Source organism: Kribbella albertanoniae (assembly GCF_004348455.1).
Lineage (GTDB): Bacteria > Actinomycetota > Actinomycetes > Propionibacteriales > Kribbellaceae > Kribbella > Kribbella albertanoniae.
In genome coordinates, this window is sequence record NZ_SMKA01000142.1 from 1 (window position 1) to 22,703 (window position 22,703).

The 22,703-nt window shown below is 68.4% G+C and carries 24 protein-coding genes; 10 read left to right on the top strand and 14 right to left on the bottom strand.

Going from position 1 to position 22,703, the window contains the following annotated elements; all coding sequences use genetic code 11:
• Positions 1 to 961 (top strand): SAM-dependent methyltransferase (locus E1261_RS26245; RefSeq protein WP_132410994.1); only part of this gene is annotated, 961 nt, incomplete at its 5' end.
• Positions 962 to 1,061: 100 nt separating this feature from the next.
• Here E1261_RS26245 and rpmB read toward each other — a convergent pair.
• The 5 genes from rpmB to E1261_RS26270 form a co-directional block, all read right to left on the bottom strand.
• Positions 1,062 to 1,283 carry a 50S ribosomal protein L28 gene (rpmB, locus tag E1261_RS26250; protein ID WP_132410996.1) on the bottom strand — a complete coding sequence of 74 codons (222 nt, stop codon included), beginning with the start codon at positions 1,281 to 1,283 and terminating at the stop codon, positions 1,062 to 1,064.
• 84 nt (positions 1,284 to 1,367) lie between these two features.
• Positions 1,368 to 3,350: an aldo/keto reductase gene (locus E1261_RS26255; protein ID WP_132410998.1), complete on the bottom strand. Its 1,983-nt coding sequence runs from the start codon at positions 3,348 to 3,350 to the stop codon at positions 1,368 to 1,370.
• 28 nt (positions 3,351 to 3,378) lie between these two features.
• On the bottom strand, positions 3,379 to 4,209 hold the full coding sequence (locus tag E1261_RS26260; RefSeq protein ID WP_132411000.1) for a carbohydrate ABC transporter permease: 831 nt from the start codon (positions 4,207 to 4,209) through the stop codon (positions 3,379 to 3,381).
• Positions 4,206 to 5,219, bottom strand: a complete 1,014-nt coding sequence (locus tag E1261_RS26265) for a carbohydrate ABC transporter permease (protein ID WP_132411001.1) — start codon at positions 5,217 to 5,219, stop codon at positions 4,206 to 4,208. Before E1261_RS26265 ends, E1261_RS26260 begins: the two co-directional genes overlap by 4 nt.
• A gap of 1 nt (position 5,220) precedes the next feature.
• Entirely contained in the window at positions 5,221 to 6,498 is a 1,278-nt protein-coding gene (locus E1261_RS26270) for an ABC transporter substrate-binding protein (RefSeq protein ID WP_132411003.1), read from the bottom strand.
• A 119-nt stretch (positions 6,499 to 6,617) separates the two neighbouring features.
• On the opposite strand from E1261_RS26270, the gene E1261_RS26275 reads away from it, so the two are divergent.
• Positions 6,618 to 7,232 (top strand): HAD-IA family hydrolase, encoded by a 615-nt coding sequence (locus E1261_RS26275; RefSeq protein WP_132411005.1) that lies wholly within the window; start codon positions 6,618 to 6,620, stop codon positions 7,230 to 7,232.
• 175 nt (positions 7,233 to 7,407) lie between these two features.
• Here the strand turns inward: E1261_RS26275 and E1261_RS26280 are convergent, their stop codons facing one another.
• On the bottom strand, positions 7,408 to 8,550 hold the full coding sequence (locus E1261_RS26280) for an MFS transporter (protein ID WP_132411007.1): 1,143 nt from the start codon (positions 8,548 to 8,550) through the stop codon (positions 7,408 to 7,410).
• Positions 8,547 to 9,161 carry an HAD-IA family hydrolase gene (locus tag E1261_RS26285; protein WP_132411009.1) on the bottom strand — a complete coding sequence of 205 codons (615 nt, stop codon included), beginning with the start codon at positions 9,159 to 9,161 and terminating at the stop codon, positions 8,547 to 8,549. The genes E1261_RS26280 and E1261_RS26285 overlap by 4 nt, the downstream gene beginning before the upstream one ends.
• A 48-nt stretch (positions 9,162 to 9,209) precedes the next feature.
• Between E1261_RS26285 and E1261_RS26290 the strand changes: the two genes are divergently transcribed.
• Entirely contained in the window at positions 9,210 to 10,367 is a 1,158-nt protein-coding gene (locus E1261_RS26290) for an ROK family protein (protein ID WP_132411011.1), read from the top strand.
• Here the strand turns inward: E1261_RS26290 and E1261_RS26295 are convergent.
• Genes E1261_RS26295 through E1261_RS26305 form a run of 3 tightly spaced genes read right to left on the bottom strand, consistent with a single transcriptional unit; the run spans position 10,357 to position 12,735 of the window.
• Positions 10,357 to 10,965: a DinB family protein gene (locus E1261_RS26295; RefSeq protein WP_132411013.1), complete on the bottom strand. Its 609-nt coding sequence runs from the start codon at positions 10,963 to 10,965 to the stop codon at positions 10,357 to 10,359. The two genes, E1261_RS26290 and E1261_RS26295, sit on opposite strands and share 11 nt — an antisense overlap.
• Positions 10,962 to 11,771, bottom strand: a complete 810-nt coding sequence (gene thiD, locus E1261_RS26300) for a bifunctional hydroxymethylpyrimidine kinase/phosphomethylpyrimidine kinase (protein WP_202875036.1) — start codon at positions 11,769 to 11,771, stop codon at positions 10,962 to 10,964. The genes E1261_RS26295 and thiD overlap by 4 nt, the downstream gene beginning before the upstream one ends.
• A gap of 1 nt (position 11,772) precedes the next feature.
• Positions 11,773 to 12,735 (bottom strand): thiamine-phosphate kinase, encoded by a 963-nt coding sequence (locus tag E1261_RS26305; protein WP_132411017.1) that lies wholly within the window; start codon positions 12,733 to 12,735, stop codon positions 11,773 to 11,775.
• Positions 12,736 to 12,864: 129 nt separating this feature from the next.
• Between E1261_RS26305 and E1261_RS26310 the strand changes: the two genes are divergently transcribed.
• From E1261_RS26310 to E1261_RS26320, 3 genes are read left to right on the top strand one after another with little or no spacing between them, the layout of a single operon-like run.
• Entirely contained in the window at positions 12,865 to 13,101 is a 237-nt protein-coding gene (locus E1261_RS26310; protein ID WP_184806149.1) for an Lrp/AsnC family transcriptional regulator, read from the top strand.
• Between the two features lie 38 nt (positions 13,102 to 13,139).
• Positions 13,140 to 13,595 carry a DUF3515 domain-containing protein gene (locus E1261_RS26315; RefSeq protein ID WP_132411019.1) on the top strand — a complete coding sequence of 152 codons (456 nt, stop codon included), beginning with the start codon at positions 13,140 to 13,142 and terminating at the stop codon, positions 13,593 to 13,595.
• A gap of 46 nt (positions 13,596 to 13,641) precedes the next feature.
• Positions 13,642 to 14,337 (top strand): DUF4129 domain-containing protein, encoded by a 696-nt coding sequence (locus tag E1261_RS26320; RefSeq protein WP_132411021.1) that lies wholly within the window; start codon positions 13,642 to 13,644, stop codon positions 14,335 to 14,337.
• On the opposite strand, the gene E1261_RS26325 is transcribed toward E1261_RS26320, so the two are convergent.
• Both E1261_RS26325 and E1261_RS26330 read right to left on the bottom strand, forming a co-directional pair.
• Entirely contained in the window at positions 14,274 to 15,380 is a 1,107-nt protein-coding gene (locus tag E1261_RS26325) for a D-alanine--D-alanine ligase family protein (RefSeq protein ID WP_132411023.1), read from the bottom strand. The genes E1261_RS26320 and E1261_RS26325 overlap by 64 nt on opposite strands.
• Positions 15,381 to 15,400: 20 nt before the next feature.
• Positions 15,401 to 16,591: a cytochrome P450 gene (locus tag E1261_RS26330; RefSeq protein ID WP_132411025.1), complete on the bottom strand. Its 1,191-nt coding sequence runs from the start codon at positions 16,589 to 16,591 to the stop codon at positions 15,401 to 15,403.
• Between the two features lie 110 nt (positions 16,592 to 16,701).
• On the opposite strand from E1261_RS26330, the gene E1261_RS26335 reads away from it, so the two are divergent.
• Positions 16,702 to 17,319 carry a TetR/AcrR family transcriptional regulator gene (locus tag E1261_RS26335; protein WP_132411027.1) on the top strand — a complete coding sequence of 206 codons (618 nt, stop codon included), beginning with the start codon at positions 16,702 to 16,704 and terminating at the stop codon, positions 17,317 to 17,319.
• A complete protein-coding gene (locus E1261_RS26340; RefSeq protein ID WP_132411029.1) occupies positions 17,309 to 18,421 on the top strand; it encodes a trans-sulfuration enzyme family protein in 1,113 nt (370 codons plus the stop codon). Before E1261_RS26335 ends, E1261_RS26340 begins: the two co-directional genes overlap by 11 nt.
• On the opposite strand, the gene E1261_RS26345 is transcribed toward E1261_RS26340, so the two are convergent.
• Together E1261_RS26345 and E1261_RS26350 are read right to left on the bottom strand one after the other, a co-directional pair.
• The gene (locus E1261_RS26345) at positions 18,405 to 19,568 is read right to left on the bottom strand and encodes an MFS transporter (protein WP_132411031.1); all 1,164 of its coding nucleotides are present in this window, start codon (positions 19,566 to 19,568) and stop codon (positions 18,405 to 18,407) included. The two genes, E1261_RS26340 and E1261_RS26345, sit on opposite strands and share 17 nt — an antisense overlap.
• Complete coding sequence (locus E1261_RS26350) at positions 19,565 to 20,317, bottom strand: DeoR/GlpR family DNA-binding transcription regulator (protein WP_132411033.1); 753 nt, start codon at positions 20,315 to 20,317, stop codon at positions 19,565 to 19,567. Before E1261_RS26350 ends, E1261_RS26345 begins: the two co-directional genes overlap by 4 nt.
• 76 nt (positions 20,318 to 20,393) lie before the next feature.
• Between E1261_RS26350 and E1261_RS26355 the strand changes: the two genes are divergently transcribed.
• Positions 20,394 to 21,554: an MFS transporter gene (locus E1261_RS26355; RefSeq protein ID WP_238176430.1), complete on the top strand. Its 1,161-nt coding sequence runs from the start codon at positions 20,394 to 20,396 to the stop codon at positions 21,552 to 21,554.
• Positions 21,547 to 22,703: MFS transporter (locus tag E1261_RS26360; protein WP_132411037.1), on the top strand; the 1,157-nt coding region annotated here is incomplete at its 3' end. The genes E1261_RS26355 and E1261_RS26360, both read left to right, overlap by 8 nt.

The window sequence follows — 22,703 nt, forward strand, 5'->3', positions numbered from 1 at the left end:
CAGTTATGACTGGGCTGTGCGGGAGATCCGTGGGGTGTTCGGGAAGGTGCCGATCCAGCGGGTCGGGGCTGATATCGGGCGGGTGACGGGGCCCGCCGTACAGGAGTTGGCGGAGGCTTGTGACTCCGGGCGGATCATGTTCGTCCGGCATCTGACGAACGAGCTCGGGAGTTTCGACGAGCTGCCGCCTGGGTACGAGCTCGCGGAGTTGATTCTGGGTGAGTTGCCGGAGTATCCGAAGGCGATCGCCGTGCAGGCGTGGACGGATCGCGCGGGGACCGGTGGGTCGTACTTCCACCGGATCGAGGAGGCGCTGACCGAGCGCGGGGTGGGTGTCACCCGGTCGGGGCAGAAGTGGGTCGTGTCGTGTTTCGAGAGTCCGCGGACGATCCTGCTCGGGGTGAACCGGCTCGCGGACAGTTTGTCGGACTGGCCGGGCGGCCGGATGCGGCTCGCGAGGGGCGAGGAACGGGTGTCGCGGTCGGAGTTCAAGCTGGAGGAGGCGATCGCGACCTTCGGGCTGGAACTGCCGGCCGGCGGGAAGGCGGTCGACCTCGGCGCGTCACCGGGTGGGTGGACGCGGATCCTGCGGGAGCACGGGCAGGAGGTGTGGTCGGTCGACCCGGGCTACCTGGACGTGCGGCTGCAACGCGACCGCGGGATCCATCACGCGGAGACGACGGCCGGCCGGTTCTTCGCCGAGAACCGGATCCGGTTCGACGTGGTGGTGAACGACATGCGGATGGACCAGATCCTGAGCGCGCGGATGATGATCGACGCGGCCGCGCACCTACGCCGTGGTGGGCTGGCGGTGGTGACCCTGAAGGGTGGCGGGAAGAACCCGCTGGACGGCGCCCGGCGCGGACTCGACGTGCTGCGGGCGGAGTACGACGTACTGCATGCGCGGCAGCTCCATCACAACCGGAACGAAATCACGGTCGTCGCCGAACGGCTGCGTTAATTCCTTCCCCACCCCACCGCCCCGGTCAGGTAAGACACGAATAGGCGCCCGGTGTAAACCGGGCGCCTAGACAGGCCCTGCACGGAGGTTTTGGTTCAGGTCAGCCGACGACGCGCTGGACCTTGCCGGCCTTGATGCAGGAGGTGCACACCTTCATGCGGGTCGGGGTTCCCTTGATGATCGCCCGGACCGGCTGAATGTTGGGGTTGAAGCGACGGGGCGTACGCGCCTTGACCCGCCGGATCATCGCGCCCTTACCCAGACGGGCAACGCTCTTGCCAAACATCGGCTGCTTGCCGCAGACATCGCAAATCTTAGACATGATTCTCCGTGTTCAGGGTCTTGACACCGACAGACCATGTTACATGGGTGTCAGGGCTCGACCAATTCGGTCAACCTACGCTCGTCACGCAGTGAGGTACGCCACTTCTTCGTCGCTCAGCGACACCGTCAGACCTGGTGTCGAGGTCCGCGTCTCACTGATGTGCCGAGGCCCGATCAACGGGAACACCGGGTACGGCTGATGCAGCAACCAGGCCAGTGCGATCGCGGTCGGCTCGACTCCCTTGGCGGCCGCGAGCTCCCGGGCCCGGTCCAGTCTACGGAAGTTCTCGTCGGAGTAGAAACAGCGGACCAGTTCCTCGTCCGAGCGGTCCTCCGGCTTCGCCCGTCCGGTGAAGAATCCGCGGGCCTGGCTCGACCACGGGAACAGCGCCACCTGCCGCTCCCGCAACCATGCCTGCGACTCGTCGTCCGACACGTGCCGGCAACCAGCCCACGGTACGTCGTACGCCCGCGCCAGGCTCAGGTGGTTGCTGAGCAGCGTGAACGGCTGCTTCCCGTTGGCCGCCGCATAAGCGTTGGCCTCGTCGAACCGCTCCAGCGACCAGTTCGAACCGCCGAACGCCTTGAACCGGCCGGCCCGGAAGTGCTCATCCAGTACGTCGACGAATTCGCCGACCGGGATGTCCTCGTTGTCGCGGTGCATCAGGTACAGGTCGACATGATCGCTCTGCAGCCGCTCCAGGCTCTCGTTCAGCTGCCGGGTGATCGACGCCGGATCGCAGTGCGGGGTGTGCGCACCCTTGCCGATCACCACGACCTCGTCGCGGTTGCCACGGGTCTTGATCCACTGTCCGAGCAGCTTCTCGCCGTACCCGCCGCCGTAGATGTAGGCGGTGTCGAACGTCGTCCCACCGCGCTCGACGAAGTCGTCGAAGACCGTGGCAGCGTGGCTGAGGCTGTGCTGGTTGTCGACGCCCATGACGAGTCGTGACACCTGCTTGTCCACACCGGCGACAGTCCCGTACTGCATCGGCGCATCGGCCCGCTTGGCCAGCCGCCGGCCGCTCGCCGTCGGGATCGCCGCGTCGTCACGCTCACTCGCGTACTGCTGACCGATCGCCTTCCGCCACGCGTCCTGGACGGTCAGGTTGCCGAGGGTGTCGGCCCAGTTCATCTCCGGTGCCTGCCGCTGCGAGATCGCCGCGGCGACCGCCTCGGCCTCCGCCGCGTAGATGAGCGCCGGCTCGGCGGAGATGTCGCGGATCTCCTCGCCGACCTTGTGCAGGGTGACGTGGGTCGGCTTGCCGTCGCCGCCGAACCACGGGTCCTCGACGATCAGGTAGCCCTTGCTGCCGACGATCCGGACCTGGTTCTGGTCGCCGAGGCGGACGCCGGTGGTGACGTGCGCGGTGACGCCGCCGTCGAAGAACAGCGTCGCGGCTGTCCATTCGTCAGCGCCGGTCTCCCCGACTGTCCCAACCGCGTTGACGGCCGCAGGTTCGGCGTACGGGAGTCCGCTGTCGGCGCCGGCGATCAGGCGCGCGTACGAGACCGGGTAGCCACCGACATCCAGGATGCCGCCGCCCGCGAGCTCGTCGGCGTAGATGCGGCTGGTCGGGTTGAAGGAGGCGTTGAAGGCGAAGGTGGCCTCGATGTGGTGCACCTTGCCGAGCTCGCCGTCCCGGACCAGCTGCGCGACGAGCTTGGTCTGCGGGAGGCAGCGGTACATGTACGCCTCCATCAGGAAGACGTCGTTGCGGACCGCGGCCTCGATGATCGCCTCGGCCCAGGCCTTGTTGATCGCCAGCGGCTTCTCGCACAGCACGTGCTTGCCGGCGTCGGCCGCCTTGATCGCCCACTCGGGGTGCATCGGGTGCGGGGTGGCGACGTACACCGCGTCCACGGTCTTGTCGGCGAGCAGGTCGTCGTACGAACCGTGTCGCTGAGGGATGTTGAAACGCTTGCCGAACTCGTCGGCCGAGGCCTGCGACCGGCTGCCGACCGCGACGACCTCGTTGGTCGGCGAGGTCGGCACCTGGTCGGCGAACCGGGACGCGATGTTGCCGGTCCCGAGAATGCCCCAGCGGAGTTTGCTGTCAGTCAAAGGAGATCCCTAGTCAGTGGGTGTGAGGTCAGAACTTCATGGCACCGGCGGCGAGGTCCGCGATGAACGACCGGGCGCCGATCAGGAAGACCCCGATCAATGGGATCACGCTCATCAGCGCACCCGCCATCACCATCGAGTAGTCGGTGCCGTAGATCCCGTTCAGCTGGTCGAGGGCGACCTGCAGCGTGAGCCGGTTCGGATCCGTCATCACGATCAGCGGCCACAGGTAGTCGTTCCAGACGTTGATGAAGGTGAAGATGCCGAGGAAGGCCAGGCCCGGCCGGAGCACCGGCAGGCCGACGGTGAGGTACTGCCGGAAGAAGCCGGCCCCGTCGACCTTGGCGGCCGAGATCAGTTCGTCGGGGATGGCGCCCTTGGCGTACTGGCGCATCCAGAAGATGCCGAAGGCGTTCGCGGCGCCGGGGATGATGAGCGCCTTCAGCGACCCGATCCAGCCGAACTCCGCCAGCGTCACGAACTGCGGCACCAGCGACAGCTGGGCCGGGATCATGAACGTGGCCAGCAGCAGCCCGAAGAGGAAGTTGCGGCCGGGGAACTCGTACTTCGCGAACGCGAACGCGGCCAGCGAGTCGAAGAACAGCACCAGCACGGTGACCGAGACCGACGCGATCAACGTGAGCAGCATCGAGCCGAAGAAGTCCACGTTGTCGAGCACCTTGCCCATGTTCTCGAACAGGTGCGAACCGATCAACAGCTTGGGCGGATAGGCGAAGATGTCGGGCGTCGTGTTGGAGGCCATCACGACCATCCAGTAGAACGGGAACAGCGAGACCGCGACGCCGAGCATCAGCACGACGTGGCCGACGGTGGTGCGCAGGCGCTCAGCAGGCGTCATTTCGCAGCCCCCTTCTGTACGGCGATCTTCCGGTCCGCCCGGCGTTTGGCGCGACTGGTCAGGCGTTCGGAGTCGTTGCCGCCGATCAGCCGCCAGTTGATGATGCTGAACAGCACGATCAGGATGAACAACGCCCAGCCGATGGCGGCGCCGTACCCGAACTGGTTCTTGATGAACGCGCTCTGGTAGAGGTACGAGACGATCGTCATGCCGGCGTCCCCCGGTCCGCCGATGTTGTTGGTGTCCCCGAACAGCACCCGGGACTCGGTGAAGATCTGCAGCCCGCCGATCGTCGAGGTGACCGCGGTGAACAGGATGACCGGCCGCAGCATCGGCACGGTGATCCGCCAGAACGTCTGCCGCGGGCTGGCGCCGTCGACCTTGGCGGCCTCGTAGACATCGGCCGAGATCGCCTGCAGACCGGCCAGGAAGATGATCGCGTTGTAGCCGACCCAGCGCCAGGTGACGATGGTGGCGATCGCGATCTTGATCCCCCACGGCTGCGTCAGCCACTCGACCTTGCCGAGCCCGATCGACTGCAGGAACGCGTTCAGCAGACCGAAGTTGTTGCTGAAGATCGATCCGAAGACCAGCGTGACGGCGACCACCGAGGTGACGTTCGGGATGAAGTAGGCGATCCGGTAGAAGGTGCGGAACCGGGTCGCGTTGTGCAGCGCGTTCGCGATCACCAGCGCGAGCAGCAGCATCGGGACCGTCGACAGCACCCAGATGATCATCGTGTTGCCGATGGCCTGCCAGAACTTCGGATCGCCGAGCAGGTAGCTGTACTGCTCGAACCCGACGAACTTCATCGCCCCGATGCCGTCCCAGGAATGGAACGAGATCCAGATCGAGAACAGGATCGGGAACGCACCGAAGACCGCGAACAGGATGAAGAACGGCGAGATCGCGGCGTACTGCGGGAACGCCTGCCGGAACCGGTTCGGCGGCTTCTCGGCGGTCTCCTCGCGGACGGCCGCGGTGACCGGGATGGTCTTGGTGACAGCCATCTCAGATCGCCCCCGCCCGGGTCAGTTCCCGCTCGATCTGCCGTTGCGCATCGTTCCACGCCTGGTCTGGCGACTTGCCGGCCGTCTCCACGTTGACCAGCTCGGCGCTCAGCGGCTGGCCGATGATCGAGTCGTACGGCGAGAAGTAGGCGCCCGGGTACTTCTTCGCGGACTCGGCGAACACGTCGACGATCCGCTGCCCACCGAAGAACTCGTCCGGCGCGCTCAGCCGGGAGTCGGTGTAGGAGGCCGGTGTGGACGGGAAGAGCACCGGGTCGAGGAAGGCCTGAGCCTGGTTCTGCGCCGACTCCAGCCAGCTGATGAAAGCGAACGCAGCCTGCGGGTTCTTGCAGTACTTCGTGATCGCGAGGAAGGAACCGCCGCGGTTGCCGGGTCCACCAGGAGCCGCCGTCACTCGCCACAGGCCCTTCGTCTTCGGGGCCGCGTTCTTCGGTCCGAGCTGCGCCCACCAGACCGCAGCGTTGAACGCGACCAGCTTGCCGTTCGTGACCACGGCGTCCGCGTCGGTCGACCCGTCCTGCGCGTTGGCCGACAGCCCTTCCTTCACCACCCGTACGGCGAGATCGAACGCCTCGCGTACGTGGTCCTGATCGCCGATGTACTGACCGTCCGTGGTCATGTACCGCTTCGGCTGCTGGGCCATCCGGTAGGAGAAGATGCTGTTCACGTTGTCGGTGATCGAGGAGCCGGGGACGGCCTGCTTGAGCTTCTTGCCCAGCGCGATGTACGTGTCCCAGTCCGGCGCCAGCTGGGCGACCGCGGCCGGGTCGATGTCGATCCCGGCCTTCTCGAAGATGTCGGTGCGGTAGAACAACGCGGTCGGGCCGGTGTCCATCGGATAGGCCATCATCTTGCCCTGGGGAGTGACCCCCCACTTCCACTTCCAGGGCAGGAAGTCGGCCTCGCGTTCCTTGGCACCGAGGTCGTACAGGTCGTGGAACTGGTCGGCGTTCGGGAAGTAGGTCGCGACGTCGTCGTTGATCGCCACGATGTCGGGTACCAGCGACTTGCCGGCCAGGGCGGTCAGCACCTTGGTCTTGTAGTTGCTGCCGATCCGGGTCATCGACAGCTTCAGGCCGTCGTACCCGGGAATGCCCTTCTCGGCCTGCCCGATCAGGTCGTCGTTGACAGACCCGACCCAGGTCCACATACTCAGCTCGTTCGCGGCCCCCAGCGAGCTGCGGGAACCGCACCCGGTCAGCCCAGCGGCAGCGGCGGCGGCACCAGCTGCGAGGAACGTCCTTCTGCTCAGCGGCATACGCCTCACCTGGCATTCTGTTGGATTTCGCCGGAAGGTGTCCAACTATGTTTACGTAGCCATTAGGTAAGCGCATACCGGCTTAACCGGTCAAGGCCTAGGCCTGACAGGATGGTTTTATGACGCCCTCGATCACCACCGTCCTCTTCGACGCCGATGGCGTCATCCAGCGCGGCACGCACGACTGGGCCGCTCGGCTGCACGCCATGGTCGCCGACGGTGACGGTGAGGCGTTCGTCAACGATCTGATGGTGTCCGAGCGGCCGGCGATCGCGGGTAAAGAGGAGTTCCCGGACGCACTGGCCGCCGTACTGCGCCGGTGGAACGTGACCGCCACGCTCGACGAGGCCATCGAGCCGTGGCACTGGTTCGCGGCGGAACCGGTCGTCATCGCCCTGATCCAGGACCTCCGCCAGGCCGGTATCAAGTGCCACCTGGCCACCAACCAGCACGCCTACCGGCGGGCGATCATGAACGACGAACGCGGGTACGCCGCCCTGTTCGACCAGTCCTTCTACTCGTGCGACCTGGGCCTGGCCAAACCGGATCCGGCCTATTTCCGCGCCATCCTGGCGGCCACCGGCGCCCCCGCCTCCTCGGTCCTGTTCGTCGACGACATCCCCGCCAACGTCGAAGGCGCCCGCGCAGCCGGCCTCCACGCCGAGGTCTACGACCTGGCCACCGGCACCAACGTGCTAACTGAGCTGCTGGGGAATTACGGTCTGCCGGTTTGAGGCGTACCGACCAACGGGTAGAGGTGTGCCGAATCCGGCGCAGACTCGCGTCGGCAGGCGGCGCGGCTCGTCGCGCGGCGGACCACTACCCGTCCGTCGGTACGCCGCGGCCGATCTAGCGGAGGCCGGAGCGCGCGGACGTGCAGGCCATCACAATTGGCCGGCGCGGGTGTCGTCAGGCGGGGAGCGAGCTGCTGGGTTCAGTTGTGATGGCCTGGCGGTCCGCGTCGGTGCGGCGGCTGAGGAGGAATAGGGCTAGCAGGAGGGGGATGGTGATGAGGTAGGCGAGGCGGAGGTTGACCAGGCGGGCCAGGGCGGCCAGGGCGGCTGGGGTGATGAGGATGGCGGTGCCGGAGGCGAGGGCACCGAGGGCGGCCAGGCGGGTGGGGCTGAGGCCGGGCATGGCTACCAGGGCGGCGAGGGTGACCGGGTAGAGCGGGGCTACGCCGATGCCGGCGATGACGAGGCCGACGGCGATCAAGGCGGGTGCGTTCAGCAGGCTGACGAGCAGCGTCCCGATGATGGCGAGGCTGCCGCCGATGACGACCGGGGGCAGCGAGCGCCAGTGGACCGGGCCGATCGCCCGCCCGACGGCCATGCCGATCGGGAAGCTGCTGCCGAGCAGAGCCGCGACAGCCAGGGTCAGGCCGGAGTCCACCAGGCGGGCCACTGCCCAGACGACGAAGCAGAACTCGACGCCGACGGCCAGTACGACGCGCAGCCAGCCGAGGCCGACTGTCCAGCCGACGGCGTGGCCGGTAGGGGCTTCGGAGAAGACGGGCGGTACGACGTCCGGGCCTTTGACCGTGGCCAGGACGAGCAGAGGCGGTACGGCGACCAGCATGGCGACCCGGCCGCTGATTCCGAGCGCGTCGACGAGGCCGATCGTCAGCGGCGCGAGGATTCCGGCAGCACTGGCGACTGCGTTGACGCGGCTCAGACGCGCGGCCGCAGTGGGGCCGTGCAGCATCAGGGGCGCGACCAGCACGAGCAGTGCACCGCCTAGGCCGACACATAGCCCTCCGACGACCACAACGACGTACACCGGAGCTAGGGCGATCAGTGCGCCACCGGCTGCGCAGACGAGTGAGCCGACGCGCAGTACGACGTCGATCGACCAGGAGCGCAGTAGCGCTGGGCCGACCGCGGCGATGATCACCAGACCGACCGCGAAGGCCGACGAGAGCAGGGCCAGCCGACCGGTGGGCTCGTCGAGGTCGCGAGCGAGGATGGCAACGCAGGCGCCCAGGCCGGCGAGCAGAAAGCCCATCGAGGAGAGGCCGACCCCGATCTGGAGCTGCTCGGAGCGGGCAGTCATTCGGTGAACAGCTGGACGAGGTGGTGTAGGTCGGGCAGCCGAATGTCGGCCGGCACACCCTTCAGGCCGGCGGTGGTCGCACCGGACGCGCGCCCGGCGGCCAGCCCGACCTGCGTGTCCTCGACGACCAGGCAGTGCTCGATCTCCACGCCCACGAGCTCGGCCACGCGGAGGTAGCCCTCAGGATCGGGCTTGCCGTGGGCGACGTCGTCGATGGTGACGAGGATCGAGGGCGAGATGCCGGCCGCCTCGAGACGGACCTTGGCCAGCCGGTTCGGAGCACTCGTGTAGACCGCCCAGGGCAGACCGAGGCGCTCGAGGGTCGCGAGCAGCTCGTGGGCACCCGGCGTCGGGACGACATCGGACACGTCGTCGCACTCGAGTTCGAGCACGCGTGCACCCGCGACCGCACGCTCGGAGTCGGACAGGTGGGGCAGGAACTGAGCGACGGTCGCCGCCGCCGGGTTGCCGTGCGCGACCGCCAGCACCTCAGCCGGTGAGAGGCCGTACTCGGTCGCCCAGGTGCTCCAGCTCCGGTCGACGACCGCATCGGAATCGACCAGCGTGCCGTCCATGTCGAACAGCACGGCGCGGATGTCCCGGATCTCCACTGCCCCTCCAATTAAACTCGTACTCCGAGTATAAGATGGGACAATGTTATGACCAGTGGCCGCCGGGGACAATGGCAAACCGCAGCGGAGATCCTCACCCGGGTGAGCCGGGAGCCGGGGATCACCCGGGCGGCAGTCGCGCATGAGCTCGGGCTGAGCAGTAGCTCCGCCACCGAGGTCACCGCGAAACTCCGTGAGGTGCAGTTGCTCGCCGAGGTACCCGCACCGAGCCGGGGGCGCGGCCGGCCGACCACACTGCTGCGGGCGCACCCGTCTGGTCCGGTGGCGCTCGTGCTTGATCTGCGGCAGAGCAACTGGCGCAGTGCGGTGGTTGCGCTCGACGGCTCATTCCTGAGCCAGGACGACCGCCGGCACCGGACGCGGAGAGCGGAGGTCGTGCTCGGTCACCTGCACCGCGCCGTACAGGAGGCGCAGGAGCAGTACGGCGATCGGCTGCGGGCTGTCGGGTTGGCGGTGCCCGGGACGCTGCGGGACAACCACCTGCTGCAGGCTTCGGCGCCGGAGTGGTTCGAGCTGGATCTTGAGACGGTCACGGCGGGCACTGGGGTTCCGCTGCTGGCTGGCAACGACGCGACGCTGAGTGGGGTCGCCGAGGCGCGCTCCGGAGCCGCGGCCGGGGCGGGGACGGCGCTGCACCTCATCATCGAGGCGGGGATCGGTGGGACGCTGCTGATCGACGGCGTACCGGTCCAGGGCGCGTCTGGTGCGGCCGGCGAGTTTGGGCACACCCCGTTCGGTGACCGCAGCCGGCAGTGCCTGTGTGGTGCCCGCGGCTGCTGGAACCTGGAGATCGACGGCCGCGCCCTGGCCCACCACCTGCAGGACCCCGAGCCCGACGACCCGCACGCCTACACCCAGGCCATCGTGCGCCGCACAGACCGTACGGCGGTCCGTGCGGTCGAGCAGGTGGTCACCGCCATCGCCGCCGGCCTCGCCGGCCTCACCAACGCCCACGACCCGGACGTCATCACCCTCGGCGGACTCGCAGTCCCCCTCCGAGCAGCCGCCGAAGAAGCCTTCACCACCACGTTCCTGGAGGGCCTGATGGCCTTCCATCGAGCCGCTCCCCCACCCGTAGTCGCCGCCGCCCACCAGTCCGACGGCCCCCTCCGAGGCGCCGCCGCCCTGGCCCTCGACCACCTGACGACCGAGTCATCGATCGCCACCTGGGCGGCTACTCGGTGACCTCTTCCGAGGACTCTTCCGCCACCTCGACCGGCTTGGGCTTGGGGACGATCGGGGGTTCCAGCTTGGCCAGGATGGTGATGATGTCGTGGCGGTGGTGCTGGATCTCGTGGGCAGTGTGGCGGATGACCCAGCCGAGGCTGCGGGGCATCCGGACGGGGTAGTTGTAGAGACCTAGTTTGCCCAGCTGTGGCGGCGTGAGCACGCGCGCGGCGGCGCCGAAGTCCTTGGCGAAGCGGACCAGGGCGGCGGCTACCTCCATCGGGTCCTGGTTCTCGTACTTCTCCTGCTTCACGCGGCCGGTGCGGTCCATCGGTGCGTAGACCGGGCGGTCCTCGGCCAGGCACTGGGCGATGCGGAAGCACTGCACCTCCAGTACGTCGCGCACGTGGCAGGCGTATTCGATCGCCGACCAGACCTCGGGCTCCGGCCGTAGCCGTACGACGTTGCTGTCCGGACCTGCGGCGGCCTTGGTGAGCGCCATGCTGCAGTCGGCCGCCTGGCGGATCAGCAGGGTCACTGTGCCCTGCAGGTCACCGGTGTCGTAGTTGAACCCGCACTGCTCGCAGTACCCGTCGACCGGGGGCTGCTTCGTCAACTGCCACTCCCTCGAAATCTCCACGCATGATCGACCGGACCGATACCACCACCGAGTGCGAACCCGGCCTGGATCGCACCCGTCACGTACTCCTTCGCTTCACCGACCGCACTCTCGACGTCATACCCGCGTGCCAGGTACGACGCGATGGCGCTGGCCAACGTACAGCCGGTGCCATGGGTGTGCCGGTTGTCGGCCCGGACCGCACTGTAGGCCCGTCGGACCCCAGCGCCGTGCAACACGTCAACCGACGCAGTCCCCACATCATGCCCGCCTTTGACGAGCACCCAGGACGCACCGGCCTCCAGCAACGTCTTGGCGGCCAGGTCGCGGTCCTCAACAGTCTCCAGCGTCACTCCGGCGACAGGACCCAGCTCTGTCAGGTTCGGCGTCAGCACAGTCGCCAACGGCACCACCTCGGTCCGTACGGCGTCCATCGCGTCCGCAGCGAGTAGCGCGTCACCATGCTTCGACACCGAGACCGGATCGACCACTACCGGCACCGACGGCGGCAGTGTGCGCAGCAGCGACGCCACGACGCGCACCATCGAGGCAGACGCCAGCATGCCGGTCTTCACCGCGTCCACACCGATGTCGTCGACGACACTGCGGAACTGCGCGCGCACCTGCTCCTCGGGCAGCTCCCACGCCCCCTGCACACCCAGACTGTTCTGCGCGGTGATAGCAGTCAGCACACTCATCCCGTGCACCCCGTTGGCCAGCATCGACTTCAGGTCGGCCTGGATCCCGGCGCCTCCCCCGGAGTCCGAGCCGGCGATGGTGAGCACGCGTGGCGGTCGGTTCATCTCAGCTCCTGAAGTGGGCGTGGCCGGAGTTGGCCGCGTACGGCGCTCCGTCGACGGTGACGGTCCCGGCCGGGCGGTCCTCATTGCCTTCGGCAACCGAGCCGATGACGGTCCAGCCCTCGGGTACATCGGCCGGCTCGAAGGTACCGACCAGGGCGTGGTCCTCACCGCCGGTCAGCACGAACTGCATCGCGTCCAGCCCAGTAGCGGCCGCAACAGCCTGCAGCGGCTCCGGCACGGCCAGGGCGTTCGGGTGGATGTCGATGACGACCTGACTGGCCACGGCGATGTGGCCGAGGTCGGAGAGCAGTCCGTCGCTCACATCACACATCGACGACGCACCGGCGCGTGCTGCTCGCGGACCTTCGTCGTACGGCGGTTGTGGGCGCCGGTGCGCTTCCACAACGGTCCGCGGCGACCGGAAGCCACGCGTCAGCACGGTGTACCCGGCCTCTGCCCAGCCCAGCCGGCCGACGACGGCCACCTCATCACCTGGCCGCGCGCCAGAGCGCAGTACCGGCGCACGTCCGTCGAGTGTCCCGAAGGCGGTCACCGATACGACGATCTTCTCCGACTGCACGGTGTCGCCACCCACGATGGCCGCACCGACCAGCTCACACTCGTCCACGAGCCCCTGGTACAGCTCCTGCACCCAGGCGACCGGCAGGTCGGCCGGTGCACCGAAGCCGATCACGAGTGACGTCGGCCGGGCTCCCATCGCCGCGATGTCGGCCAGGTTCTGTGCGGCGGCCTTGCGGCCCACGTCGTACGCCGAAGACCAGTCCTGACGGAAATGGCGACCCTCGACCAGCAGGTCGGTGGTGATCACCATCCGGCCGTCGGGCGCGGCGACGACGGCGGCGTCGTCACCTGGACCGACCAGGACGTCCTCACTGGTGGACAGCCCCTTGGTGACGGCCTCGATGAGACCGAATTCACCTGTGCTCCCCAACGTCTCTGTCACGTCAGCAGACCTCCCATATCGCCAACCGGAGTCTAGGCGGTACCGTGACCGGGCAACGAAGAGTACGCCCGGCCCTCCCGCAGTACGGCGGGCCGGTGCCCAGCTGAGGACGACTGAGTGGAGAACGACGTGGTGGTCCAGGCCTACATCCTGATCCAGACCGAGGTCGGCAAGGCTGCCGATGTCGCGGCGCAGATCGCCGAGGTCCAGGGCGTCACCCTGGCCGAGGACGTCACCGGTCCGTACGACGTGATCGTCCGCGCGGAAGCCCGCAACGTCGACGAACTGGGCAAACTGGTGGTTGCCCGGGTCCAGAACGTGCCAGGGATCACCCGGACGCTGACCTGCCCCGTCGTCCACATCTGAGCTGCACTGAGCTGAGAGAGCCGCCGCCACCTTTTCGCATGCCCAGAGTTCTGCTCGCTGCACTCGGCCTGCTCCTGCTGGCCGGGTGCAGCCCGGGCCCCACACCGGTCCCCGTGCCGTCACCGGCACCGGAGGTCGCGGCCGCCTGTGAGCCGCTGATCAAGGCCCTGCCCGCCAAGGTGCTGGACGCCGAGCGCCGCAAGGCCGAGCCACCCAGCCCGCTCACCACCGCGTACGGCGATCCGCCGATCGAGGTGACCTGCGGAGTCGCAACGCCGGCCGGCATGGCCGAGGCGCAGTCGCAGTGTTTCGAGGTGAACGGCGTCGGCTGGTTCGCCAAGGAGGTCGAGAACGGCACGATCTTCACCACGATCGGCCGGGCGATCTACCTGGAGATCGCCGTCCCGGTGAAGTACCGCCCCGAGGCGAACGCGCTCACCGACGTCTCCGACGCGATCAAGCAGCACAACAAGGTCATCACCCCCTGCACCTAAGGGCAGACCTCGTCCGAAGACGCTCCCGAGCGCCTAGCCTGCTGAGGTGCGGGGGACACGAAGGGGCGCGCTCGTCCTGACCACAGGTCTGGGACTGGCCGTCATCGTCGTCCTGGCCGCATCCAGTGGCACGGTCCACCCGTTCAGCGACCGTCCGCCGCGCCCGCCGATCATCCATCAGCCTGGTGACAGCACCGACGGTCCACGCATCAGCAGCGACCCGATGCCCGACTGGTTCGACGGGCTGCTGAACGTCGCCCTGGTCATGCTGGCCGTCCTCGTCGGTCTGGCGGTGGTGTGGGCCCTGTACGCCGGTGTCCGGATGCAGCGCGACAAGTCAGCCGTTGCCGAGGGCGAGCGGGTCCGCACCGAGCGCCTGGCCGAGGCAGTCGCCACCAGCCTCGCGCAGGTCGATCACGGCACCCCGGACGATGCGGTGATCGCGTGCTGGGTCGCGCTCGAACAGGCGGCCGCCGCAGCCGACCTCAACCGGCGCCCCGCCGAGACGTCCACCGAGTTCACCGCCCGCGTCTTCAGTACGGCGACCGTGTCGCGCGATGACCTCGACGCGCTTGCTGATCTCTACCGCGAAGCGCGCTACTCGACGCACGCGAGCTCGGAGACAGATCGGTCGGCGGCCCGCGCCGTACTGCATCGGCTGCAGGACGAGCTGGTGCCTCAGCGCAGTCCGGTCGGCCGGGTCATTGCGAGGGTCAGCAGGCGGTCGACGAGTGCGGGGTAGTCGAGGCCGGAGGCGTTCCAGAGCAGGGGGAACATGCTCTTGGGGGTGAAGCCGGGCATCGTGTTGATCTCGTTGATGACGAGCCGGCCGTCGGGCTCCAGGAAGAAGTCGACCCGGGCCAGGCCCTCGCCCTCGATCGCCTCGAATGCGGTCACCGACTGCGCGCGGATCTCGGCCGCGACCTCGTCCGGAAGGTCGGCCGGGATGGACAGCGCGGCGAAGTCGTCGCCCTCGGGCAGGTACTTCGTCTCGAAATCGTAGAACTCGTGCCCGCCACCGGAGACCGTGATCTCGCCGCAGACGCTCGCCTCGGGCCGGCCGCCGTTCAGGCCCTGCAGTACGGCGACCTCGATCTCGCGCGGGTTCTTCGCCGCGGCCTCGATCAGCACCTTCGGATCGTGCACCTGCGCCTCGGCGATCGCCGCGTCCAGCTCGTCCGGGCCGTCCACCTTGCTGATGCCGAGGCTCGAACCGCCGCGCGCCGGCTTCACGAAGACCGGGTAGCCGAGCGCATCCACCGCATCCCGCCAGGTCTGCGCGTCCCGGTCACGGACGACGACGTACGGGGTGGTCGCCAAACCGGCCGCCTGGAAGACGACCTTCATGAAGTGCTTGTCCATGCCGACCGCGCTGGCCAGTACGCCGGAGCCGACGTACCGGATGTCGGTCATCTCGAGCAGTCCCTGGATGGTGCCGTCCTCGCCCCAGGGACCGTGCAGCAGCGGGAAGACCACGTCGACCTCGCCGAGCGTGTTCGGCACCGAGCCGGGATCGTTCACGACGAGTTCGCGGTTCGAGCCGAAGAGCACCGGCATCGCGGTCACATCGACCTCCGGCAGCTTGCCGTCGGTGATCGACAGGCGTTCGGGGTCGCCGCTCTCCAGCACCCAGTGACCACCGGTGCTGATACCGATCGGGATCACCTCGTACTTGTCCCGGTCGATCGCCTGCAGGACGTTGGCCGCCGTGACGCACGAGATGGCGTGCTCGCTCGAGCGGCCGCCGAAGACCACCGCGACCCGGATTTTGCGTTCAGAGCTCACCGGGCCGACTGTAGCGCTCCCTACCAGGTGACCGGCAACGCCTGTACGCCGTACACGAGGCTGTTGTCCTTGAACTGGATCTCCTCGAACGGGACAGCCAGGCGCAGGGTCGGGATCCGCGTGTAGAGCCGGCTGAAGACCTCCTGCAGCTCGACGCGGGCCAGTTGCTGGCCGAGGCACTGGTGCGGGCCGAAGCCGAAAGCCACGTGGGCCGCGCCCTCGCGGGTCACGTCCAGCTCGTCCGGGTTGTCGAAGACAGCCGAGTCCCGGTTGGCCGCCGACAGGGCTGCCACCAGGTAGTCCCCCGTCTCCAGAGTGGCGGGGCCCGCCGGGATCTCGTCGGTCACGTGCCGGAACAGGCCGAACTGAACGACGGACAGGTAGCGGAGCAGCTCCTCGACCGCGGTGACCGCGACCTCCGGATTCTCGCGCAGCGCGGCGAGCTGGCCGGGTTCGCGGAGCAGCGCGAGGGTGCTGAGCGCGATCATGTTCGCGGTCGTCTCGTGTCCGGCGATCAGCAGGGTAAAGCCGATCGACACGAGCTCCTCGAGCGTGACGTCCTCGCCCAGCTCCTCGCTGCGGGTGATCACCCGGGACAGCAGGTCGTCGTCCCGCTTGGCCTGCTTGGCCATCACCAGACCGGCCATGTACTGGTTGATTGCCCCCATCGCCTGCATCGACTCGTCGGGGTCGGTGTCGATCGCCACCAGCAGCGCGCTGCGCTCCTGGAACTCGGCCCGGTCCGCATACGGCACCCCGAGCAGCTCGCAGATCACCAGCGACGGGATCGGCAGGGCGAACGCGTCGACGAGGTCCAGCGGCCCGCCCCGAGCGAGCATCGCGTCGATGTGCTCGTCGACCAGTTTCGCGATCCGCGGCCGGTACGCCTCCATCCGCTTGACCGCGAACTCGGTCGCCAGCAGCCGCCGCAACCGCCGGTGCGCGGGCCCGTCGACATGCAGGATCTGCCCCGACTCGATCTCGCGCTCGAGGTCGGCGTCCACCACGACATGCTCGGACGGCGCGGAGCGCGAGCTGAGCCGGGGATCCCGCAGTACCGTCCGCACGTCGTCGTACCGGGTGAAGACCCAGGCGTCGACGCCGGCCGGGGTGCTCACCTGCGACGGCGCCTCGCTGAGCGCGGCATACCCGCTGGCTGGATCGAACGGGCAGCCCGTGGGCCGCTCGGTTGGAAAAGCCGGTTTGGTCATCCGCCACCCCTGTCGGTCGATTTTGATAGTGACTACCATATGACTGTAATTGCCAATCGGCATCGGCTCCCGGAGAGTCGGGACCGGGTACCCTGCCCGCGGAGGTCGAGATGGGACTGCGGGAGCTCAAACGGGAACGGACCCGGCGGCTGATCGCCGACAAGGCGTTCGAGCTGTTCTGCCATCGCGGCTTCGGCCGGACCACGGTCGAGCAGATCGCGGCCGCCGCGGAGGTCGGCCCGAGCACGCTCTACCGCTACTTCCCGACCAAGGAGACGCTGGTCCTCGAGTTCGTCGAGGACTGCCTGATGGGCGCCGTCGTCTGGTTCCGCGGGCAGCCTCCGGTGGACCTCCCGGACGGGCTGCAGGCCGTCATCGAGCACGTCCTGGAGGAGCTGGAGCGCAACCCGGACCGGGTCCGCGCGGTCTACGAGATGGCCGACCAGACCCCGTCGGTGAGCGCGCACCTGCAGGAGCTGATCTGGCGCTTCCGCGAAGAGCTGACCGAAGAGCTGGTACGGCGCCTGTCCGGCCCGGACCCGCAGCTCGTCGAGTTCACCGCGGCACTGTCGGCCGGAAGCGCGATGAACATCATCGAGACCGTGGTCCGGATGTGGGTGGAGAATCCGGACGGTGTGGAGGTCAAGGAGCTGGCCAGGCGGGCGATGAGCCTGCTCCGCGGCGGCGGTCTACCCGCGCCGGGAGACAATGCCGGGCATGGCCTCTGATCTCGATCCGTCCACTGTCGTTGTCCATGCCGGCCGCCCCGAGCGGGTGCCGAACGCACCGGTCAGCGATTCGCCGGTGTTCAGTTCGACGTACGTCGCCGGCGGCGACCGCGGGTACGGGCGCTTCGGCAACGACGCGTGGACGGCGTTCGAGGAGACGCTCGGCGCGCTCGAAGGTGGTCGCGGACTGACGTTCGCTTCCGGGATGGCGGCCGCTGCTGCGGTCTGCGATCTCGTGCCGGTCGGCGGGCGGGTGGTCGCGCCGATCCACGCGTACTCCGGTGTCCTCGCGCTCCTCGACCAGCAGGCGGCGACCGGCCGGCTGCAGGTGGATCGGGTCGATGTCGCGGACACCGAGGCTGTTTCGCGAGCTGTGGTTGGTGCCGACATGTTGTGGGTCGAGTCGCCGACCAACCCGGCGATGGAGGTCGCTGACCTGCCCGCGATCTCAGCCGCTGGGCGGGCGGCCGGGGCGACCGTGGTCGTCGACAACACGTTCGCGACCCCGCTGCTGCAGCAGCCGCTGCGGATGGGCGCGGACATCGTGATGCATTCCGCGACCAAGTTCATCGCGGGCCACTCGGACGTCGTACTCGGCGCGGTGGTCACCGCTGATGACGAGCTGTGGTCGGCTCTCGAACTCCGCCGCCGCAGTCTCGGCGCGATTCCGGGGCCGATGGAGACTTGGCTTGCGTTGCGTGGAATGCGGACGCTGGCTTTGCGGTTGGAGCGGTCGCAGTCCACCGCGGCTTTCCTGGCTCAGCGGCTGCTCGATCATCCGCGGGTCAGCCGGGTCCGCTACCCCGGTCTGCCCGACGATGCCGGTCATGCGCGGGCGGCGGCGCAGATGTCCGGGTTCGGCGCGATCCTCTCGTTCGAGGTCGGTGGCGATGCCGAGTTCGCGCAGCGGATCTGCGAGAGCACCAAGTTGTGGCTGCACGCAACGAGTTTGGGCGGCGTCGAGTCGTTGCTGGAGCGGCGTCGCCGGTGGGCGATCGAGGTGCCGACCATCCCCGACGACCTGATCCGGCTGTCGGTCGGGATCGAGCACCCGGACGATCTGTGGGCCGACCTGGAGCAGGCCTTCACTTCCGCGAGTTGAGCACCGGCCCGCCGAAGAACGTCAGTACGCAGAGCACCAGCGGCAGGATGAACGCCAGGTTCAGCGGCATGAAGTGGGCCAGTCCGCCGATCAACGCCGGGCCGGCGAGCAGACCGACGTACCCGAGTCCGACCACGCGCGCCATCAACGCACCGGCAGCGCGCGGGTCGAGGTTGCCGGCGGCGGTGAACAACTGCGGTACGCCGCCGGCCAGACCGATCCCGAACAGCGCCCAGCCGAAGAGCCCGAGCGCGACCCAGGGACTGACGATGACGATCGCCATCCCGACCGCCGCGATCGCAGCACCCCAACGCACGATCGCGGCCGGGCCGACCACGGCTGCCACTCGGTCGGTGAGGAACCGGCCGATGGTCATGGCCACGGCGAACGCGCCGTACGCGTAGGCCGCCGTACTGACCGAGGTGCCGAGGACATCGCGGAACTGCAGTGCCGCCCAGTCGTTCGCCACACCCTCAGCGAGCATCAGGCCGAAGGCCAGGCCGCCGAGCGCCCAGACGAGCTTGGCCGGTGGCTTGACGCGCTCCTCGGTGTGCTCCTCCTCGGCCGGTTCGGTTGCCTCTAGCAAGAAACGTCCGGCGCCGAGCGCGATCACGATGCAGACGACACCGGCCACACTCAGCGTGGTCTGAGTCGGTACGCCGGCCCGTAGCGTCGCTGCACCGATCAGCGCAGCGATCGCACCGCCGATCGACCAGACCGCGTGGAACGACGCCATGATCGGGCGTGGGTAGCCGCGCTCGACCACCACGGCCTGGGCGTTCATGCCGACATCGATCGAGCCGTTGCCGAAACCGAGGAACATCAGGGCGAGCCCGAGACTCCACCAGTTCTGCGCGAGGCCCGGAGTGAACAGCGCGATCCCAAGCAGCACACCAGCCGCGGGAACGAGCCTGCGCTGGCCAAGGCGGTCGACGAGAGGGCCGGCCAACTGCATGCCGGCGAAGGCCGCGCCGCCGAGCGCGAGCAGGAGAAGGCCGAGGGTGCTGTGCGAGATCCCCGTCGCGTGTTCGATGCTGGGGATGTGGACGACCCACATCCCGACCGCGAACCCGTTCAGGCCGAAGTACAGCCAGGTCGCAACGCGGGCGGCTCGCGGCGGGGCGAGCTCTGAAACAGTGGCGGTCAAGAGGTTTCCTCCGGGGTCGCCACCTCGACGAGCGTGCCGCGCTGCGTGAGCAACGTGCGCTGGTCCTCGGGGGCGGACGGGTCGGTGATGATCAGGTCGGGCCGTTCGGCCGGGCAGACATAGGCGAGCGCGGCGCGGTCCCACTTGGCGCCGTCGGCGAGCAGGATCGACCGCGCCGCGACTTCGAGCGCGGCCTGCTTCACCTCGGCGTCACCGAGGTCGAACGCAGTCAGACCGGCCTCCAGGCTGAACGCACACGGACTCAGTACGGCGACGTCGAAGCGCAGCGCCCGCAGCGAAGCGACGGTCAGCGGGCCGACCAGGGACAGCTCGCCCTTGCGCGCCTCTCCCCCGGGCATCAGCAGCCGCACGCGCGGCGCCTCGGCCAGCTCCACGGCGACGTGCAGCGACAACGGCATCACCGTGACCGCGCGATGGTGGAGCAACCGCGCCACCTCGAGCGCCGTCGTACCGCTGTCGAGGACGATCGTCTCGCCGTCCTTCAGATGCGCGACGGCAGCCCGCGCGATCGCCTGCTTGGCGATGAGCGCTTGTTGCGACCGCAGCGAGTACGGCGGCTCGACGCCGGACGGCATCGCCGGCACCGCCCCGCCGTGGACCCGCTTCAGCACGCCCTGGGCGGCCAGGAAGTCGAGATCGCGGCGGATCGTCATATCCGAGGACGAAGTGGCCTCGACCAGTTCCTGGACGGAGATTCGGTTTCCGCCACGGAGGCGATCTACGATCATTTGATGCCGTTCTGCACTTCTCACGCGCAGAAATCTACCATCCACATGATCGTTCGAACAGATGGATTGTTTACTTGTGGCTGACTCCGCCCAACTGATCAAACGGTCGCGGTACGCCGTGGCTGCCGTCTTCTGTGTGCACGGCGCCGTCACCGGGTCGTTCGCGACCCGGGTGCCGTGGATCCAGGACCACTCGGGCCTCTCGGCCGGTGAGCTCGGACTGGCCCTGGCCTTCCCGGCGATCGGCGCCGCGCTGATGATGCCGCTGGCCGCCCGGATCACCCATCGCTTCGGCACCCGGGCCGCCCAGCGCGGTCTGCTGGTGCTCTGGACGCTCTCACTCATCCTGCCGTCGTTCGCGCCGGGTCTGCTGACGCTGTGCGCGGCCCTCCTCGTGTACGGCGGTACGGCGGGGATGGCCGATGTCGCGATGAACGCGCTCGGTGTCGAGGTGGAGCACCGGCTCCAGAAGTCGATCATGTCGGGTCTGCACGGCATGTGGAGTCTGGGCGCGTTGATCGGATCGGCACTCGGCACAGTCGCGGCGCACGCCGAGCTCAGCGCGCAGGTTCACCACATCATCGCGGCGATCGTGCTGACCGTGATCGGGCTGGTGGTCTGCCAGTTCGTACTGAACATCCATCCGGAGGACGACGACGAGCCGCCGGCGCGGTTCGCGCTGCCGCCACGGTCGGCGCTGCTGATCGGCGCGGTCGGGTTCTGCGCGGTGTTCGCCGAGGGCGCGAGCCTGGACTGGTCGGCCGTCTACCTGCGCGACATCCTGGACAGCTCGCCCGCTGTGGCCGCTGGTGCGACGACCGGGTTCGCGCTGACGATGGCTGTCGCCCGGCTCACCGGGGATGCGGTCGTCAATCGGTTCGGCGCGGTCCGGACGGTTCGCTGGAGCGGCGTGATCGCGGTGATCGGTGGCGTGCTGGTGGTCCTCGCGCCGAACGCGGTGGCCGCGATGGCCGGCTTCGGACTGATCGGCATCGGCGTGGCGGTCGTCGTACCGCTGGCTTTTGTTGCTGCGGCGCGGAGTGGGTCGAACGCATCGCAAGCCATCGCGGGTGTTGCCACGATCACCTACGCATCGGGCCTGGTCGCGCCGTCGATCATCGGCGGGATCGCCCAGGCCAGCAACCTGACCGTCTCGTTCATCGTCGTCACCGCGCTCACTGTTGCCTTGGCCATCTTCGCTCCAGTGCTGCGGACCCGAGCGCGCGTCGATGTCTGATCGCCGCCGCTGGGCCGTAGTCATCACCGCGACCGTCTTCCTGGTTGCGCTGTGTCTGCGGCCGGCGCTGACGGCGGTCGGCCCGGTGCTGCCACGGATCGGCGCTGATGAGGGACTTGGCGAATCCGCCCAAGGCTTGCTGGCCGCGCTGCCGTTGCTGGCGTTCGCTGCCGCCTCGCCGCTGGTGCACTTCGCGTCCCGACGGTTCGGGATGGAGCGGACCGTCCTGATCTCGTTGCTGGTGCTCGCGGTCAGCAGCATCGCGCGGTCGTACACCGGCGAGGCCGGACTGTGGATCGGCACGATCGTCATCGGCGCATCGATTGCGGTCGGCAACGTCCTGGTCCCGGTCATCCTGAAACGGGACTACGCATCGCACGTCTCCCGGGCCACCGGCATCTACACCGCGTTCATCACCGGCGGGGCCGCGCTCGCCTCGATCGTCGCCGTACCGATCGCTGACGCAGCCGACTGGCGTCTGTCCCTCGCCGTCTGGGGAGGTCTCGCGCTCTTGGCCGCCCTGGTCTGGCTGCCTCGCTCCGTAGGCGCATCGCCGGTGGTGGTGGTCGAGTCGCAGGAAGCGCCCTCGGTCAGCGTCTGGCGGCAACCGATGGCATGGCTGGTGACCGGCTTCATGGGCCTGCAGTCGACGAGCTTCTACCTCCTCGTGAACTGGCTCCCCACCATCGAGATCTCCACCGGCATCTCGGAACGCACAGCCGGCGTCCACGTCTTCCTCTTCCAGGGCTTCGGCCTCATCGGCGGCCTGATGATCCCCCGCCTGATGAAGAACCCGGTGAGCCAACGAGCCGGCGCAGTCACCGCCAGCATTCCCATCCTGGTAGCCCTCCTAGGCCTCCTCCTGGCCCCTGGCCTGGCCGTCCTCTGGGCCATCATCGCCGGCCTGGGCCAAGGCGCAGCCCTGGTAGCCGCCCTCACACTCATCAGCCTCCGCGGCCGCACCCACCACGAAACCGCCCAGCTCTCCGGCATGGCCCAATCCGTCGGCTACCTCCTAGCCGCCACCGGCCCCGTCCTGGCCGGCACCCTCACCGAACAAACCGGCACCTGGACCCCCGCCCTCATCACCTTCGCCACCCTCTCCGCCGTACAGGTCGTCCTAGGCTTCACCGCCGGCCGCCCCCGCCC